Here is a 17,649-nt window from a genome sequence, read left to right on the forward strand (position 1 = left end):
CAAAGCCGCAGTCGAGTCGGAGACCCCGCGAGGCCGCAGGCGAGCCGGACATGCTTTCCCCTTGTGGGCCAGCCGTCGGAGCGACGCAAAAAGTGGATCAGGGCGTCAGTCGGAGCGCAGCGACTCTGACGACCCCACTTTTTGCGACGCTCCGGCGGGAACCCCGAAGGGGCTGGCACTTAGGGGCCGCCTTCTTTTGCTTACTTTTCTTGGCGGAGCAAGAAAAGTGAGCGGCTGCCGGGCCGCCCCCGGCGCTCCGCTTCGACCGGAGAAAGATCAGCATCAAGCCAGTACATCTGCACGCGGCAAGACCAGACTACCCAAACAACAACGACTGCATCCACGCCGACTTCGATACGCCGCCAAAGCGGCTACTCAGCCCGAACGGAATTCAAGGAAGCGCAACGAACGACACTGGGTCCCGGCCTTCGCCGGGACGACATGGAAGAGATAGCCAACACCTCCTCATGCTCAAGATCCTCGCTACTCGTCGTTCCTGCGACAGCAGGAACCCAGCGCCGTTGAGCGCGCAACCCCGCCCGCCAACTACTTAGCCACCACCATCGGCGCCACCTCATCCAACGCCAGGTTCAGCTTGAGCACATTGACCCGCGCCTCGCCGAACAATCCCCACTGCGGCTGCTCCGCATTCTCCCGCACCAGGGCCCGCACCCGCTCCGCATCCAGGCCGCGCGCCTGCGCCACGCGGCGCACCTGGTACTCGGCCGCCTCCGGGCTGATATGCGGATCCAGCCCGCTGCCCGAGGCCGTCAACAGGTCCATCGGGATCGGCCCCTGGCCGCCGGCATCCTGCAAGGCCTTGGCCCGGTCTTCGGCGGCTTGCTTCAACGCCGGGTTGGTGGGCCCCAGGTTGCTGCCGCCGGAGGCCGTGCCGTTGTTGGGGAAGACGCCGCTGGCCGATGGCCGGCCCCAGAAGTAACCGGGGCTGGTGAAGCTCTGCCCGATCAGCACCGAGCCGACCGCCACGCCCCGGTTCTCGATCACGCTGCCGTTGGCCTGCGCCGGGAAGAAGGCCTGCGCCAGGCCGGTGACGATGGCCGGATAGACCCCGCCCAGCAGCACGCCCAGCAGGATGAACAGGGTCAGCGCGGGGCGCAGCGTACTCTTGGTGTTGTGTTGCTTCATGATGATGTCCTCGAAAAATCAGTGCTCAGACCAGGCCGAACGCGGCCAGCAGCATGTCGATCAGCTTGATGCCGACGAACGGCACGATCAGGCCGCCGACGCCGTAGATCAACAGGTTGCGGCGCAGCAGCACGGCCGCGCCCAGCGCGCGGTAGCGCACGCCGCGCAGCGCCAGCGGGATCAGCGCGACGATCACCAGCGCGTTGAAGATCACCGCCGACATGATGGCCGAGCCGGGGCTGGCCAGATGCATCACGTTCAACGCGCCCAGCTGCGGATAGGTGGCCACGAACATCGCCGGGATGATGGCGAAATACTTGGCCACGTCGTTGGCGATGGAGAAGGTGGTCAGGCTGCCGCGCGTCATCAGCATCTGCTTGCCGATCTCGACGATCTCGATCAGCTTGGTCGGGTTGCTGTCGAGGTCGACCATGTTGCCGGCCTCCTTGGCGGCCTGGGTGCCGCTGTTCATGGCCACCGCAACGTCGGCCTGCGCCAGCGCCGGAGCGTCGTTGGTGCCGTCGCCGGTCATCGCCACCAGCTTGCCTTCGGCCTGGTGCTGGCGGATCAGCGCCAGCTTCTGCTCGGGCGTGGCCTCGGCCAGGAAATCGTCGACGCCGGCCTCGGCGGCGATGGCGGCCGCGGTCAGGCGGTTGTCGCCGGTGATCATCACGGTCTTGATGCCCATGCGGCGCAGCTCGCCGAAGCGTTCCTTGATGCCCCCCTTGACGATGTCCTTCAGCTCCACCGTGCCGAGGAAGCGGATCGGCGCGCCGTTGTGGATGACGGCCGCTTCGTTGTTCCACTCCACCACCACCAGCGGCGTGCCGCCGCGGCGGGCGATGGTCTCGATGTCGTGCTCGACCTGGCTGGGCAGGCGCTGGTCGGCCGAGCGCGCCAGCTTGCGGATGGCGTCGGCGGCGCCCTTGCGGATGCGGCGGGTGCCGAGGTCGATGCCGGAGACGCGGGTCTGCGCCGAGAACGGGATGAACTGCGCGCCCAGGCCGGCCATCTCGCGTTCGCGCAGGTTGAAGCGATTCTTGGCCAGCACCACGATGCTGCGACCTTCCGGCGTTTCATCGGCCAGCGAGGCCAGTTGCGCGACGTCGGCCAGTTCGCGCTCGGACACGCCCGGCGCCGGCATGAAGGCGGCGGCCTGGCGGTTGCCCAGGGTGATGGTGCCGGTCTTGTCCAGCAGCAGCACGTCGACGTCGCCGGCGGCTTCCACCGCCCGGCCGGAGGTGGCGATCACGTTGGCCTGCATCATGCGGCTCATGCCGGCCACGCCGATGGCCGAGAGCAGGCCGCCGATGGTGGTCGGGATCAGGCATACCAGCAGCGCCACCAGCGCCGTGACCGACACCGGCGAGCCGGCGCCGGCGGCATTGACCGAGAACAGCGAGAACGGCAGCAGCGTCACGGTGACCAGCAGGAACACCAGCGTCAGCGCCACCAGCAGCAGCGTCAGGGCCAGCTCGTTGGGCGTCTTCTTGCGCTGCGCGCCTTCGACCATGGCGATCATGCGGTCGAGGAAGGCCTCGCCCGGGTTGACCGAGACGCGCACCACGATCCAGTCCGACAGCACGCGGGTGCCGCCGGTGACGGCCGAGAAATCGCCGCCGGATTCGCGGATCACCGGGGCCGATTCGCCGGTGATGGCGCTCTCGTCCACGGTGGCCACGCCTTCGATGACGTCGCCGTCGGCCGGCACGGTGTCGCCCGCTTCGATGAAGACGATGTCGCCTTTCCTGAGCTTGTCGCCTTCGGTGGTTTCATAGTGCTCGGCCCGGACTGCGGCGCCGACGATGCGGGCCTGTTCCGGTTTTTTCAGCTTCTTGGCCAGCACGCTTTTCTTGACGCCGCGCAGCGCGGCGGCCTGGGCCTTGCTGCGCCCTTCGGCCAGCGCCTCGGCGAAGTTGGCGAACAGCACGGTGAACCACAGCCAGGCGGCCACCGCGAAGATGAAGCCGGCCGAGGCCTCGCCCCGGCCCACCAGCGCCTGGATGAACAGCAGCGTGGTCAGGATGCTGCCCAGGTAGACCACGAACATCACCGGATTGCGCCACTGCACGCGCGGCGACAACTTGCGGAAGGAGTCGACCAGGGCCGGCTTGACGATCTTGGGGTCGAACATCCAGCGCACGGTCTGCGCGGCGGAGGGGATCGCGTCGGGCGTCGCGGTGGCGGCGCCGGACTGGTTGCTTGAAGAAGGGGTAGTCATATCGGTATCCAATCTGGGTTCGCCGTCCCGATGCAGGGATCGGGACGGCATCCAATTTCTTGCTTACATCGCCATCATCTGGAGATGCTCGACGACGGGGCCCAGCGCCAGCGCCGGCACGTAGGTCAGCGCGCCGACCAGCAGCACCGCGCCGATCAGCAGCGCCACGAACAGCGGGCCGTGGGTGGGCAAGGTGCCGGAGGTGGCGGCCAGGCGCTTCTTGCCGGCCAGGGAACCTGCCATCGCCAGCACCGGGACAATGATCCCGAAGCGGCCCAGCCACATGGCCCAGCCGGTGGTGACGTTGTAGTACGGCGTGTTGGCCGAGAGCCCGGCGAAGGCGCTGCCGTTGTTGTTGGCCGCCGAGCTGAAGGCGTACATGATCTCGGTGAAGCCGTGCGCGCCGGGGTTGGCGATGCCGGCCAGGCCGTTCTCCACCATCACCGAGACGGCCGTGAAGATCAGCACCAGCGCCGGCGTCATGAGGATGGCGATGGACATCATCTTCATGTCGAACACGCCGATCTTCTTGCCCAGGTACTCCGGCGTGCGGCCGATCATCAGGCCGGCGATGAACACCGCCAGCACGGCGAAGATCAGCATGCCGTACAGGCCGGCGCCGACGCCGCCGTAGATCACCTCGCCCAGCTGCATCTGCAGCGTCGGGATCAGGCCGCCCAGCGGCGACAGCGAGTCGTGCATGGCGTTGACCGCGCCGCAGGAGGCGGCCGTGGTGATGGCGGCGAACAGCGCCGAGGCGGTGACGCCGAAGCGGGTTTCCTTGCCCTCCATCATGCCCGGGCCGGAGGCATGCAGCGAAGCCAGCATGGTGTTGGGCTGGGACTCGAAGTACATCAGGGCCAGCGTCATGGCGATGAACAGGATGGTCATCGAGGCCAGGATCGCCCAGCCCTGGCGACGGTCGCCGACCAGCACGCCGAAGCTGGTGCACAGCGCGGCGGGAATGATCAGGATCGCCAGCATCTCCAGGAAGTTGGACAGCGGGGTCGGGTTCTCATACGGGTGCGCCGAGTTGGCGTTGAAGAAGCCGCCGCCGTTGGTGCCCAGCATCTTGATGGCTTCCTGCGAGGCCACCGGCCCCATGGGCAGGGTCTGCCTGTCGGTGCTCTGCGCCTCCACCACCGGCTCGCCCTTGGCGTCCTTCAGGGGCTGGCCGGCCGCATCCAGCTTGGGCACGGTGTAATGAGTGACTTCCAGCGTCTTCACTTCCTGGTAGGGCTTGAAGTTCTGGATGCTGCCCTGCTGCACCAGCGCCAGCGCCAGGATCACCGACAGCGGCAGCAGCACGTACAGGGAGGAACGCGTCATGTCGACCCAGAAGTTGCCGATGCTCTTGCTGCTGTGGCGCGAGAAGCCGCGGATCAGCGCGAAGGCGATGGCGATGCCGGTGGCGGCCGAGACGAAGTTCTGCGCCGCCAGCGCCGCCATCTGCGTCAGGTAGCTCATGGTCGATTCGCCCACGTAGCCCTGCCAGTTGGTGTTGGCCACGAAGCTGATGGCGGTGTTGAACGAAGAGTCGCCGCCGACGTTGGGCAAGCCCTGCGGATTGAGCGGCAACCATTGCTGCACGCGCTGCAAGGCGTAGACGAAGAGCAGGCCGAGGAAGTTGAACAGCACGGCAGCGATGGCGTATTGCTTCCAGTCCATCTCATCGTCGCGGCCGATGCCGCAAAGACGATAGAACACGCGCTCGACGCCGCCGAAGATCCGGTTGACCTTCGACTTGCCTTCCATCACGCGCGCGATGTACCAGCCCAGGGGAACGGAAAGTACCAGCAAGACGCCCAGGTAAAGGGCGAGCTGAAGATAGTTATTGCTGTCCATGTCAGAAATCCTCCGGCTTGATCAGGGCATAGACCAGATACACCAGCAGGGCGACCGAGACGGCCAGGCCGAGCAGATACATGGGGTTCATTTCTTCTCGCCCTCCTGCCGCTCCAGGCGGCTGCACAGGGCGACGAAGGCCCACATCGAGATGCCGCACAACAGCAGCATGCCCACATAGAGAAAATCCGCTTGCCACATTTCCCACTCCATTGATGACGTTGTTCGATCCGTTCCAGCGCGGAATCGGAGACAGTCGAACGATAGGGGGAGAGGCGTTAAATCTGGGTAAAACTATGGGGAGGGGGTGTAAACAACGCGTAAACGGATTGCGGGATCGGAGAGCGGAAACGACGCTGCGTTCCTGCTGCCGCAAGGGTGACGGAGATGGGATTGCCTCCCCCTGCCTGTCGTCCCTGCGAAAGCAGGGACCCAGCGGCGTCGTTCATGCGGGCGCCATCGTTGGCCCGGACGCAACGAACGACGCTGGGCTCCTGCTTTCGCAGGAGCGACGGAGATGGAGTTGGAACAAGCCTGTGGTCCCCGGGAAAGCGACGGGAGCCATGGACGCAAGCGAAAAAGCGAAGGGAATTCGACAGCCGGAAAACCGGATCAAGCCACGCTGACCTTGCCCACCTCAACCCGGTTCTTGCCCAGGCGCTTGGCGGCGTACATGGCCTTGTCGGCGATGGCCAGCAATTCCTCGGGGCCGGTCTCGCCGTCCTGGTCGGGCAGGTAGATGGCCACGCCGATGCTGCTCGACACGTGCACGGTGGAGTGCGTCAGCTCGAAGGGCGCGCGCATGGCGTGCAGGATCTTGTCGGCCACCTGCAACGCGTCGTGCTGGGTCTGCAGGGTTTCCAGGATCACCACGAACTCGTCGCCGGCCAGGCGCGCCACGGTGTCGACGTCGCGCACCGCGCCTTGCAGCCGCTGGGCGAACTGGATCAGCAGCTCGTCGCCGGCCTCGTGGCCGTAGCGGTCGTTGACGCCCTTGAAGCCGTCGATGTCCATGAAGAACAGCGCCAGCAGCTCATGCGCGCGGCGCGCCCGCATCATGCCTTCGGGCAGGCGGTCGGAGAAGGCGCGGCGGTTGGGCAGGCTGGTCAGCATGTCGGTCAGCGCCAGTTCGCGCATCTGGTCGCGGAAGGCCAGGCGCTCCGTGATGTCGTGCAGGAAGGCGATGAACAGGTGGCCGGTGTGGCGCTTGACGTGGCCGACGGTGATCTCCACCGGCAGCTCGTGGCCGTCGTGATGCAGCGCCTGCAGCTCGATGCGGTTGTTGATCACCACGCTGGTGCCGTGCTCGAGGAATTCTTCCATGCCGCGATAGTGCGCCTCGCGCATGTCCGGCGGGATGATCAGCTCGGCCATCTGGCGGCCGATCGCCTGGTCGCGTTGCCAGCCCAACAGCAGCTCGGCCTGGCGATTCCACTCGACGATGCTGCCGTTTTCGTCGGCGGCGATGAAGGCGTCCTGAGCATTCTCCAGGATGGCGCGCAGCTCGGTGGCGCTTTCTTCCAGCTGGATCTGGTTGGCGTGCTGCACGTCCAGCGACTGCTGCAGGGCGATGGCGGTCTCGTGCAGGCGGCTGGTGCGCTCGGCCACGCGCTCTTCCAGGCTTTCGTTGAGCGAGCGCACTTCGCGCAGGTAGCGCTCCTCGCGCTCCACCATGTTGACCAGCGTGGAGGACAGCAGCTGCACTTCGCGGTAGCTGTTGACCAGCGGGATGGGGGCGTCCTGGTTGCCCAGCGCGCGCTGCTCCAGCGCGGCCGACAAGGCATTGACCGGCGCCACCAGGCGGCGCGTGAGGAAATAGGCCAGCGCCACCAGCACCGCGCCGATCAGCGCGCCCACCAGGATCACGCGCTGTTCCAGGTCGCGGAAGGCCTGCAGCGCGACATGCTCGGGCTGGCGCACGATCACGCTCCACTTGAGCATCATGTTCTCGTCCTGCCCGGTGCGCGAGAAGCCGGCGATGTAGCGGCGTCCATCGGGCCAGGTCTCCAGCACGGCGCCGCCGGCGGGCGACTGCTGCGAGATGCGGAAACTGTCGGTGCTGATCTTCGTTTCTTCCAGCGCCTTGGGGCCGAGCAGCACGGTGCCGTCGGAGCGCACGATCATCACCTCGACGTCATAGCGCCCGCTGGCGGGATTGAGCAGCTTGGCGGCGATCTCGCGCGCCCAGGTCCAGGACAGGTGCATGCCCATCACGCCCATGTAGCGCCCTTCCGGGTCGAGCACCGGCATCGAGATATCGACGAAGCGCCACGGCTCGGGCTGCGGCGGCAGTTTTTTCTCCAGCAACAGCGCCGGATGGTAGTCGGCGGAATAGGTGTTCTTCTGGCCTTCCCTGAACCACGGGCGCTCGCCCACGCTCTGGCCTTCCAGCAAACCGTTGGTGGCCACCAGGACGTTGCCGTCGGGCTGGGCCATGCCGATCCAGGCGTAGTCGGGAACGTTGGCCTGCAGCTCGTTGAGCACGGCGCGCATGCGCGGCAGGTCGCGGCCTTCGCGGATCGACGGGCGCGCCACCAGGATGCGCATGTCGATCTGGCGCTCGGTCATGCTGCGCTCGAGCGCCTCCTGCATCTGCCAGGCCAGTTGCTTCAGGCGCGTCTCGGCTTGCGAGCGTGCGTAGCCGCGGGTGAACTGATCCACCAGGATCAGCACCGAGACGGTGGTAATCAATACGGAAACAACTACCCCCATCGTAATCAGCGATGACAGATTGGGTGGGGATAGGGCGTTTTTCTTATTCAATTCGGACAAGATGCAGCGATACGGCTGAATGCGTCACGGCTCCCCCAGTGGGCCGCGTGTGTATACATGGCATCTTGCCAGATAGCTCATGTTTTTTCATCGGCTTTCCGAAAAATGTCGAGGAAATGATTGCTAGAAAGAAATCGCACAAATACTCACACCCATCCGCCACCAGTGCGGCCGGCAGCGGGCCAGACGGCATGCAGGATGCCGGGCGGCAAGCGAGAAAATCCCGCCCGCTGGGAGCCTTTGCTGAGCTTGCGGGGACGTGCAAAAAGACAACGGCCGGCAGGCATACCCGTGAGGATTTTCCTGCCGTCCGTCATGAGCGGATGGCTGCGCGGCCATCGCGAGGGAAGAGATCAGACGCCGGCGCAGATGCCGTCGGCGCGCGGATCGGTGGCGCCTTCGATGACGCCGTCCGGATGCACGCACACCGCGCCGGCGTGCCCCATCATGTCGGTGTAGTCCTCCACCACCTGCACATCGTGGCCGGCGCGGCGCAGCGCCTCGACGGTGGCGGCCGGGACGCGGCCTTCCAATTTCAGGTTGGTGGAGACGTCGCCCCAGGTGCGGCCCAGCAGCCAGCGCGGCGCGCTGACCGCGGCCTGCAGGTTCTGGCCGAACAGCACGTGGCGCGTGAACACCGCCGCCTGCGTCTGCGGCTGCCCTTCTCCGCCCATGGTGCCGTAGGCCAGGGTGCGGCCGTCGTTGAGGCGCGCCAGCGAGGGGTTCAAGGTATGGAACGGCAGCTTGCCCGGCTGCAGCTGGTTGGCGCCCTCGTCCAGCGTGAAGCTGGCGCCCCGGTTTTGCCAGACGATGCCGGTGGAAGGCGCCACCACGCCGCTGCCGAACTCCCAGAAGATGCTCTGGATATAGCTGACCACGCGTCCCTGCGCATCGGCCGCGCCCATCCAGATGGTATCGCCCGGCTTGGCCGGATGCGGCCATGGCGCGGCGTTGCGCGGATGGATCTGGGCCGCCTCCCGGTCCAGCGCCTCGGCCAGCAGCCAGCTGGCCGCATCCACGCTCATGTGGGCGGGGTCGGTGACGTGCCGGTTGCGCAGGATGAAGGCGCGCTTGGTCGCTTCCACCAGGCCATGGATATGTTCAAAGCCGTCCGCCTCCTTGATGCCCAGGCGATCGAACAGGCCGATGATCATCAGCGCCGACACGCCCTGCGTCGGCGGCGGCAGGTTGTACACGCGACCCGACTTGAGCTGCACCATCAGCGGCTGCAGCACCTGCGCGCGATAGGCGGCGAGGTCGCCCGCGCGCAGCGGGCTGCCGGCGGCTTCGAGCCCGGCGGCGATGGTCGCTGCCAGGTCGCCGCGATAGAAATCGTCGAGCCCGGCCTCGGCCAGCCGGCTCAGGGTGGCGCCGAGCTCGGCCTGTTTCAGCACCGCGCCCTGCTCGGGGATGCCGTGTGCGGCATAGGTGGCGGCGAAGCCCGGCTGGTCTTTCAGCTCGGCCCATTTGTCGCGCGTGAGTTCGTGCTGCGAGCGGGTCACCGGCACGCCGGTTTGCGCGTGGCGGATGGCGTCGGCCAGCAGCGCCTGCAACGGTAAGGCGCGGCCGAAGCGCTGCGCGTAGTCGAGCGCGGCCGCCCAGCCGCCGACGGCGCCGGCCACCGTCAATGCGGCGCGCGGTCCTCGCGTGGGAATGCTGCTGTCGCCATGCGACGCGTAGAAATCCTTGGTCGCCAGCGCGGCCGACTGCCCGCAGGCCTGGATCGCCACGGGTTCGCGGCCGGGTTCGCTGATCACCCAGAAGCCGTCGCCGCCGATGCCGTTCATGTGCGGATAGACGACGGCGATCGCCGCAGCGGCGGCGACCATCGCCTCGACGGCGTTGCCGCCTTCGCGCAGGACATTGGCGCCGGCTTGCGCGGCCAGGTGGTGAGGGGCGGTGACCATGCCGCCGATACAGGTCTTGCTATACAACATGCGGGCTCCTGATGGATTTCTTTGATGCTGATGGGATGGGGGGATGATACCTGTGGATGGAGCGGGTTGTGGCTGTGCTGTTTTGTCGTTTCTGCCTGGGGTCGGTTTCCGGTTACGAGTTGGGTAGCCTGGTCTTGCTGCCTGCAGGTGCAGGCGTTGGTTGTGCCTCGACGTCCGTTGAACGACGCTGGATCCCGGCCTGCGCCGGGATGACACGGAAGAGATAAATAACACCTCCTGATGTCCAAGATCCTCACTCCCTGTCGTTCCTGCGAAAGCAGGAACCCAGTGGCGTTCGTTGTGCACCAACGTCCACTGAACGACGCTGGATCCCTGCTTTCGCAGGGATGACGGATTAAAGAAGACAGCAAGCCAACACATCGAAGCCGAAGGCGAGGCGCAAGCAAGACAAAGCCGCAGGCGAGTCGGAGCCCCCGCGATGCCGCAGGCGAGCCGGACATGCCGTTCCCCTTGTGGGCCAGCCGTCGGTGCGCGCTAAAAAGTGGATCAGGGCGTCAGTCGGAGCGCAGCGACTCTGACGACCCCACTTTTTGCGACGCTCCGACGGGTACCCCGAAGGGGCTGGCACTTAGGGGCCGCCTTCTTTTGCTTACTTTTCTTGGCGGAGCAAGAAAAGTGAGCGGCTGCCGGGCCGCCCCCGGCGCTCCGTCCCGACCGGAGAAAGATGGGATCAGAGCCGGTACACCTGCACGCAGCAAGACCAGACTACCCAAGCAGAACGCAACCGCATATAAACAGACTTCGATACGCCGCCAAAGCGGCTACTCAGTCCGAACGGAGTCTGGCGAGGCGCGACAAACGACTTCCAATGGAACTCGGAGAGCGCAACGAAAGCCAACTCGTCCGCGCAAAAACTACCTCCCCTCCATCCAAGAAACATGCGCCGCCACAATCCGCCACCCCTGCGGCAACCGCAACCAGCAATGGCTCTGCCGCCCCACCCGCGCCTCGCCCTCGCGCGTGAACTCGGTATTGGCCACCGCGTAGTCGCGTCCATAGGTGGTGATGACGGTACGCTTCAACGCCCGCATCAGGTTCTTCGGCGAACGCCCGACCCGGAACGCGCGGATCTCATCGATGCCGACCAGGTTCTCGGTCGCCCCGTAGCGCACGGTATGCGGCCCCTCCAGGAACAGCTCGTCGAGCACCTCCACCTGGTTGGTGGTCAGCGCCACTTCGTAACGCCCGAAGGCGGCCTCGACCTCGGCCAGCACCTCGGGAATATTCACTTCGAACGGCAATACGGGTTCCACCTGCATTCTCCTCAGTGAGCGCCGAGATAGGCCTTGGCCAGCGCATCGTTGGCGGCGATCTCGGCCGCCGTGCCCTGCGCCACCACCCGGCCGCCTTCGATCACGTAGGCGCGGTCGGCCAGCGACAAGGCCAGCGCCGCCATCTGGTCCACCAGCACGATGGTCATGTTCTCGTTGCGCAGGCGGTCCAGCGCCGCGAACAGCTCGGCGATCACCTTGGGCGCCAGGCCCAGCGAGGGCTCGTCCAGCAGCAGCACGCGCGGGCGCGACATCAGGCCGCGCGCGATCGCCAGCATCTGCTGCTCGCCGCCGGAGAGCAGGCCGGCGCGCTGGTGCAGGCGTTCGCGCAGGCGCGGGAAGCGGCCCAGCATCTCTTCCACCCGCGCCTCCACATCCTTGGGATAGAGGAAGGCGCCCAGGCGGATATTGTCCAGCACGGAAAGCTCGGGGAACACCTGCCTCCCTTCCGGCACCAGCACCACGCCGTGACGCACGATCTGCTCGGCGCGCAGGTGCATCAGGTTCACGCCGCCGGCGTGGATACCGCCCTGGATGGGACGATGCAGGCCGGCCAGCGCGCGCATCAGGGTCGACTTGCCGGCGCCGTTGGCGCCCAGCAGCGCCACCATCTCGCCCTCCTTCACCTGCAGGTTGATGCCGTGCAGGACCGGCTCGGCGCCGTAGCCGGTCACCAGCTCGCCCACCCCCAGCAATTCGCCCGCGCCCTGCGCCGCGGCGCGCGCGGCCGCCGGCGCCTGCTGCGCGCCCTCGCCCAGGTAGGCCTGGCGCACCGCCGGGTCGTTCTGCACTTCCTGCGGGGTGCCGATGGCCAGGCGCTGGCCGGCGTCCAGCACCACGATGCGGGTGGAGATCTGCATCACCAGCTCCATGTCGTGCTCGACCACCACTACGCTGATGCCGGCGGCGGCGATCTTTTGCAGCAGCTGCGCCAGCATGCCCTTGTCTTCGCGCGAGAGGCCGGCGGCCGGTTCGTCCAGCAGCAGCACATCCGGGTCGGCCGCCAGGGCGCGCGCGATTTCCACCAGGCGGCGGTCGACGTGGGCCAGGTCGGCGGCAGGGATGTCCAGCGCCCCGCGGTAGCCGCAATAGTCCAGCAGGCTGCGGCTGTGCGCCCGCACCTGCGGCGAGGCGAAGCCGTGCGCCGACAGCAATCCGCCCAGGCGGCCGCGGCCGCAGGCCAGCGCCACGTTGTCGGCCACCGTCAGGCTGCCGAACAGCTGCGAGGTCTGGTAGGTGCGCGCCACGCCGTGACGGGCGATGCGGAAGGCCGGCAATCCCGCCAGCGGCGTGCCGCCCAGCGCGAAGCCGCCGGCGCTCGGGCGATAGAAACCGGAGAGCATGTTCAGCGCCGTGGTCTTGCCGGCGCCGTTGGGGCCGATCAGGCTGGTCACGGCCGCCGCCGGCACCTCGAAGCCCAGGCCGCCGACGGCGCGCACCCCGCCGAATATCATGGTCAGGCCATCGGCCGACAGGGTGCGGCGCGTGCGCGCGGGCAGGGAGATTTCCTCGGGTCCGACATCGGCCGCCGGCGCCGCCGCGGTCGGCTTGCGCAGCGCATCGGCCAGCTTGCGCAGCAGGCCGGTGACGCCGTCGGGCGCGATCCACAGCACCAGCAGCAGCAAGGCGCCGAAAAACAGCAGACGATAATCCTCCAGGCTGGAAAGCAGCTCCGGCAGCGCGCCGACGATGACGGCGCCGATCACCGGCCCCATGATGGAACCGGAGCCGCCCACCACTACCACCAGCACGAACAGGATGGACTGCATGAAACTGAAGGTGTCGGGCGTGACGAAGGTGGAGAGCGGCGCGAACAGGCCGCCGGCCAGGCCGGCCAGCGCGGCCGAGATGGCAAAGGCCGCGACCTTGATCACCAGCGGGTTCAGGCCGATCGATTCGGACGCGGTCTCGCTGTCGCGCACCGCGCGCATGGCCGCGCCCCAGCTGCCGCGCGAAAGCCAGCAATAGCAGGCCAGCACGGCGGCGGCGGTGACCAGGCCCAGCATGGCGACGGCGCGCTCGGCCTGCAGGCCGAAGAAGGCCGGCGCGGCCAAGCCCATGATGCCGTTCTGGCCGCCGGTGACGTCGCGCATCTCGATGATGACGTGCTGGATGATGAAGCTGAAGGCGATGGTGATCATCGCCAGGTAAGGCCCCTTCACGCGCAGCGCCGGCAAGGCCAGCAGCGCGCCCAGCGCGCCGGCAGCCAGCGCCGCCAGCGGCCAGGCCAGCCAGAACGACAAGCCGGCCTTGGTGGTGAGCACCGCGACCGTGTAGGCGCCCACGGCGTAGAAGCCGACGTGGCCGAAGGACATCTGCCCGGTCAGGCCGATCAGCACATTGAGGCCGATGCCGACGATGGCCACCAGCGCGATTCCTGCCAGCACGAACACGTAATAACTGTTGACCGACAGCGCCAGCGTGGCGGCGGCGATGAAGCCCAGCGCGCTCCACGCCAGGGCGGCCGGGCTGCCCAACCCGAGGCGCACGTTGGCGCGCGGGCCGGCGGCGGCCGGGGCGGGAGAAGAGCCGGGGGCGGAAGCCTGCGCCGCGCGGCGCAGCGCTTCGGTGACCGAATGCGGAAGATTGTTCATACCTTTTTCACCTGTGCGCGGCCGAACAGGCCGTTGGGACGGATTGCCAGCACCGCGATCACCAGTGCGAAGGTGATGATCTGGGTGTAGCCGGAGCCGAGGGTGGCGGTGATCAGCGCCTCGGCGATGCCGAACAGCAGGCCCGCGATCATCACGCCCCAGGCGCTGGTGATGCCGCCCAGGATGGCCACGGCGAAGGCCTTCAGGCCGAACAGCGTGCCCATGTCGGCGTTGACGTTGAACAGCGGCGCGATCAGCACGCCGGCCACGCCCGCCAGCAGGGTAGAGAGCGCGAAGGCCGCTGAGATGGCGCGCGTGATCGGGATGCCCATCAGGCGCGCGGCATCGCGGTTCTGCACCACCGCCAGCAATGCGGTGCCCCAGCGCGTGCGGCGCGAGACGGTGTGCAGCAGCGCGGCCAGCGCCAGGCCGATGGCCGGGATCAGCAGGTGCAGCGGGTACACGCCCAGGCCGACGCCGCCCACCTCGATGGACGACAGCGCCAGCGGCGAAGGCAGGCTGCGCGGCTCCTTGCCGAAGGTGTGCAGGACCAGGTTATCCAGCACGATGCCCAGCGCCACGGTCGACATCAGCCAAGCGTTCGAGCCCTGGCGCGCGAAGGGGCGCACCGCCAGCACCTCGACCAGCATGCCGTAGGCGGCGCACAGCGCCAGCGCCAGCAGCACCGCCAGCCACATCGGCCAGCCCAGCGTCTGCGCGAAGGTGAAGCACAGCACGGCGCCCAGCATCATGGAGCTGCCCTGCGCGAAATTGACGGTGCCGGAGACGGCATACGTCATGTAAAAACCGAGCGCCATCAGACCGTACATGCTGCCCAGTCCGAAACCGCTGATGAGTGCCGACAGAAGCAGCATCTTGTTCTCCCTGTTCCACCGCGACGGCGGCGGATCTTTCCGTTGTGTTGCGTGTTGCGTGTTGCGTCGTTCCTGCTGCCGGGGCCGCCAGGCGCCGCGCGCCTGGCCGCCTTGCCGCTTCAATGCTTACTGGCTCAGGCCCACCGGCAGGATGCGGTTGTCGATGAACTGCGCCCAGACGTAGTCGTCGGCCTGCAGCGCGTCGTGTACGGTGGGGCTGAACGGCTTGACGTAGGTCTTGATCAGGCCTTCGTAGCGCTCGATCTTGTAGAAGCCTTCGCGGATCGCGTCGCCGTTGGTGGAGCCGGCACGGGCGATGGCCAGCGCCGCCAGCTGCACGCCGTCATAGGCGTTGGCCACGCCCACCGCCGGGGTGATGTCGTCCGGGCCCTTGATCGAGGGGTATTTGGCCTTCAGCTCGGCCACCACCTTCTCGCCCACCGGCGAGAGCTTGCCGAAGAAGCTGAAGGTCTGGACGAAGTGCACGTTCTTCGCGTTCGGTCCGGCCAGCTCGGTGAAGCGGCCGCCGGCCGGGCCCCAGTGCGAGACCACCGGCACCTTCCATCCCATGCGGTCGAGCGACTTCACCACCTGCGCCGAGGGTCCGACGTTGCCCACCAGGTAGAGCGTGTCGGCGCCGGCGGCCTTCAGCCGCGAGAGCTGCGGCACCACGTCGACGTCGCTGGCCTCGAACTTCTCGATGCCGGCCGGCTTCAGGCCCTTCTCCGCCAGCGCGGCGACGATGCCCTTCTCGTTGGATTCGCCCCAGGGGTTGTTGACCAGGATCAGGCCGGCCTTGCCGCTCTTGAAGGTCTTCTGCGCGTAGTTCAGCATGGCCTTGTCGACCAGCTCATCCACCGCCGAGACGCGGAAGGCGTAGTTGGGATTGGCGCCGTTCCTGGTCACGCCGGTGCCGGCGGCCCACGGCCCCATGAAGGGCACCTTCTCCTGGTTGGCGATGGGCACGATGGCCATCGACACCGGGGTGTCGAGGCCGCCGAACAGCACCGCCACCTTTTCCTTGAAGATCAGCTCGCGCGCGGCTACCACGCCCTTGGCCGGGTTGGCCTCATCGTCGCGGCGCACCAGTTCCAGCTTGCGGCCGCCCAGGAGGCCGCCCTTGGCGTTGATCTCGTCGATGGCGATGCTCATGCCGCGGGTCAGCGCCTCGCCGGCCTGCGCGGACTGGCCCGACAGCGCGGTGACCAGGCCGATCTTGATGGTGTCGGCGGCCAGCGCCAGCGGCGCGAATCCGGCTGCTGCGGCGGCGACGGTGGCCGCGGCGGCGGCGATCAGGGTACGGCGGGTGAAACGGTTCATTTGACTTCCCTCCAGGTTGGCAATGTGTGAATTCGGTGTTCCCGGCATGACTTATGCAAGGGCTATGCCAAGCGCCGCAGGTGAAGCTAATTTTTGCCGACAATATTGCTTATATATACGAAGCAAATATCCTCACTTATTGCCGCCGACAATCAATTTACATTGCAGCCAATAACGCACAAAGCTTGTGCAAGACATGGAGAAAATGATGCACGCCGCACCATCATCAAACACGCCGCAGGACAATCCCCTGCCCTACGATCCCGCCGCCCTGGTCGACGAATACCTGCGGGTGCTGATGATCCCGGACCCGGCGGCGGCCCGCCGCTTCGTCTCGCCGGAGCTGAAGATCCGCTTCACCGGCGGGCGCGAGATGATCGACCCGGCGCAATGCGCGGCCTTCAACGCCGGCCGCTACGGCTGGGTAAAGAAGAAGTTCGAAGGCACCGAAGTCGTGGCCGGCGCCAGCGCGGAACACGCCGTGGTCTACAACCGCGGCACGCTGTACGGCGTGTGGCCGGACGGCGAAGCCTTCGAAGGCAACCGCTACGTCGACCGCTACGTGATCCGCCACGGGCTGATCGTGCAGATGGATGTCTGGAACGACAGCGCCGAGCGCCTGCTGGCGCGCGCCGGCCTGGCCGAGCTGTAAGGGAGGCCGCATGCACGCCACCATCCTGCCTCCCGGCGCCGAGGACGCGCTGGGCCGCGATATCGCGCCGCCGCCCTACGGCGCGCTGCGCACGCATGGCCGTTTCGGCTATTCGGCGATCCACCGCCGGCCGCAATACCGCTGGCCCAACGGCGCGCGCCTGGCGGTCTACCTGGGATTCAACATCGAGCACTTTGCCTTCGGCGAGGGCCTGGGCGCCAAGCTCGGCCCGGTGTGCCCGGAGCCCGACGTGCTCAACTACGCCTGGCGCGAATACGGCAACCGCGTCGGCGCCTGGCGCTGCCTGGAGCTGTTCGAGCAACTGGGATTGCCGGCCGGGGCGCTGATCAACACGGCGCTATACGACCATTGCCCGGAACTGGTGGCCGCCTTCGCCGCGCGCGGCGACGAGATCATCGGCCATGGCCACACCAACGCGCAGCAGCAGGGCACGCTGGCGCCAGCCGATGAACTGGCGCTGCTGCGCCATTGCCGCGAGCGCATCGCCGCCGAAAGCGGCGCCGCACCCGGCGGCTGGCTCTCGCCCTGGATCTCGGAAAGCCTGGCCACCCCCGACCTGCTGCGCGAGGCCGGCTACCGCTACAACCTGAACTGGGCGCACGACGACCAGCCGGTGCGCATGGCCACGCGCGACGGCGGCAGCCTGTGGTCGATCCCCTATCCCCAGGAGCTCAACGATATCCCGATGATCGTGGCGCGCCAGATGGACGGCCGCGACTTCGCCCGCATGATCGTCGACAACTTCGACGAGATGCTGGCGCAATCGGCCGCGCAACCGCTGGTGATGGGCATCGCCCTGCACCCCTACCTGGTCGGCCAGCCCTACCGGCTGCGCCACCTGCGCACGGCGCTGCAGCACCTGGCCGCCGCGCGCGACCGCGGCGACATCTGGTTCACCACGCCCGGCGCGATCTGCGCGCACGTGGATGCGCTGGAAGAACTGCGCCAGCCTTTCTGAACCACCGGACACCATG

General features: G+C 67.3%; 12 protein-coding genes. 2 read left to right on the forward strand and 10 right to left on the reverse strand.

Annotated elements, in window-relative coordinates; translation table 11 throughout:
- Window positions 1-546: 546 nt before the first annotated feature.
- The 10 genes from kdpC to Herbaro_RS17700 all read right to left on the reverse strand — a co-directional run bounded on the left by kdpC (window position 547) and on the right by Herbaro_RS17700 (window position 16,002).
- Window positions 547-1,146 (reverse strand): potassium-transporting ATPase subunit KdpC, encoded by a 600-nt coding sequence (gene kdpC, locus Herbaro_RS17655; protein WP_275010922.1) that lies wholly within the window; start codon window positions 1,144-1,146, stop codon window positions 547-549.
- Between the two features lie 25 nt (window positions 1,147-1,171).
- Entirely contained in the window at window positions 1,172-3,280 is a 2,109-nt protein-coding gene (gene kdpB, locus Herbaro_RS17660; RefSeq protein WP_275014046.1) for a potassium-transporting ATPase subunit KdpB, read from the reverse strand.
- Between the two features lie 150 nt (window positions 3,281-3,430).
- Window positions 3,431-5,212: a potassium-transporting ATPase subunit KdpA gene (gene kdpA / locus Herbaro_RS17665; RefSeq protein WP_275010923.1), complete on the reverse strand. Its 1,782-nt coding sequence runs from the start codon at window positions 5,210-5,212 to the stop codon at window positions 3,431-3,433.
- A 1-nt stretch (window position 5,213) separates the two neighbouring features.
- A complete protein-coding gene (gene kdpF, locus Herbaro_RS17670; protein ID WP_275010924.1) occupies window positions 5,214-5,303 on the reverse strand; it encodes a K(+)-transporting ATPase subunit F in 90 nt (29 codons plus the stop codon).
- Window positions 5,304-5,824: 521 nt separating this feature from the next.
- Entirely contained in the window at window positions 5,825-7,924 is a 2,100-nt protein-coding gene (locus Herbaro_RS17675; RefSeq protein WP_275010925.1) for a diguanylate cyclase domain-containing protein, read from the reverse strand.
- Window positions 7,925-8,337: 413 nt separating this feature from the next.
- The gene (locus Herbaro_RS17680; RefSeq protein WP_275010926.1) at window positions 8,338-9,921 is read right to left on the reverse strand and encodes a gamma-glutamyltransferase family protein; all 1,584 of its coding nucleotides are present in this window, start codon (window positions 9,919-9,921) and stop codon (window positions 8,338-8,340) included.
- Window positions 9,922-10,796: 875 nt separating this feature from the next.
- Window positions 10,797-11,195, reverse strand: coding sequence for an oxalurate catabolism protein HpxZ (gene hpxZ, locus Herbaro_RS17685; protein ID WP_275010927.1), 399 nt, complete (start codon window positions 11,193-11,195; stop codon window positions 10,797-10,799).
- A gap of 11 nt (window positions 11,196-11,206) precedes the next feature.
- Window positions 11,207-13,807, reverse strand: coding sequence for a branched-chain amino acid ABC transporter ATP-binding protein/permease (locus Herbaro_RS17690; RefSeq protein WP_275010928.1), 2,601 nt, complete (start codon window positions 13,805-13,807; stop codon window positions 11,207-11,209).
- Window positions 13,804-14,682: a branched-chain amino acid ABC transporter permease gene (locus Herbaro_RS17695; protein WP_275010929.1), complete on the reverse strand. Its 879-nt coding sequence runs from the start codon at window positions 14,680-14,682 to the stop codon at window positions 13,804-13,806. Before Herbaro_RS17695 ends, Herbaro_RS17690 begins: the two co-directional genes overlap by 4 nt.
- 126 nt (window positions 14,683-14,808) lie before the next feature.
- Window positions 14,809-16,002 carry an ABC transporter substrate-binding protein gene (locus tag Herbaro_RS17700; protein ID WP_275010930.1) on the reverse strand — a complete coding sequence of 398 codons (1,194 nt, stop codon included), beginning with the start codon at window positions 16,000-16,002 and terminating at the stop codon, window positions 14,809-14,811.
- Between the two features lie 208 nt (window positions 16,003-16,210).
- Between Herbaro_RS17700 and Herbaro_RS17705 the strand changes: the two genes are divergently transcribed.
- Window positions 16,211-16,654, forward strand: a complete 444-nt coding sequence (locus tag Herbaro_RS17705; RefSeq protein WP_275010931.1) for a nuclear transport factor 2-like protein — start codon at window positions 16,211-16,213, stop codon at window positions 16,652-16,654.
- 10 nt (window positions 16,655-16,664) lie between these two features.
- On the forward strand, window positions 16,665-17,633 hold the full coding sequence (locus Herbaro_RS17710) for a polysaccharide deacetylase family protein (protein WP_275010932.1): 969 nt from the start codon (window positions 16,665-16,667) through the stop codon (window positions 17,631-17,633).
- The last annotated feature ends 16 nt before the right edge of the window (window positions 17,634-17,649 follow it).

The sequence above is a fragment of the Herbaspirillum sp. WKF16 genome, assembly GCF_028993615.1.
Taxonomy (GTDB): Bacteria; Pseudomonadota; Gammaproteobacteria; order Burkholderiales; family Burkholderiaceae_D; genus Herbaspirillum.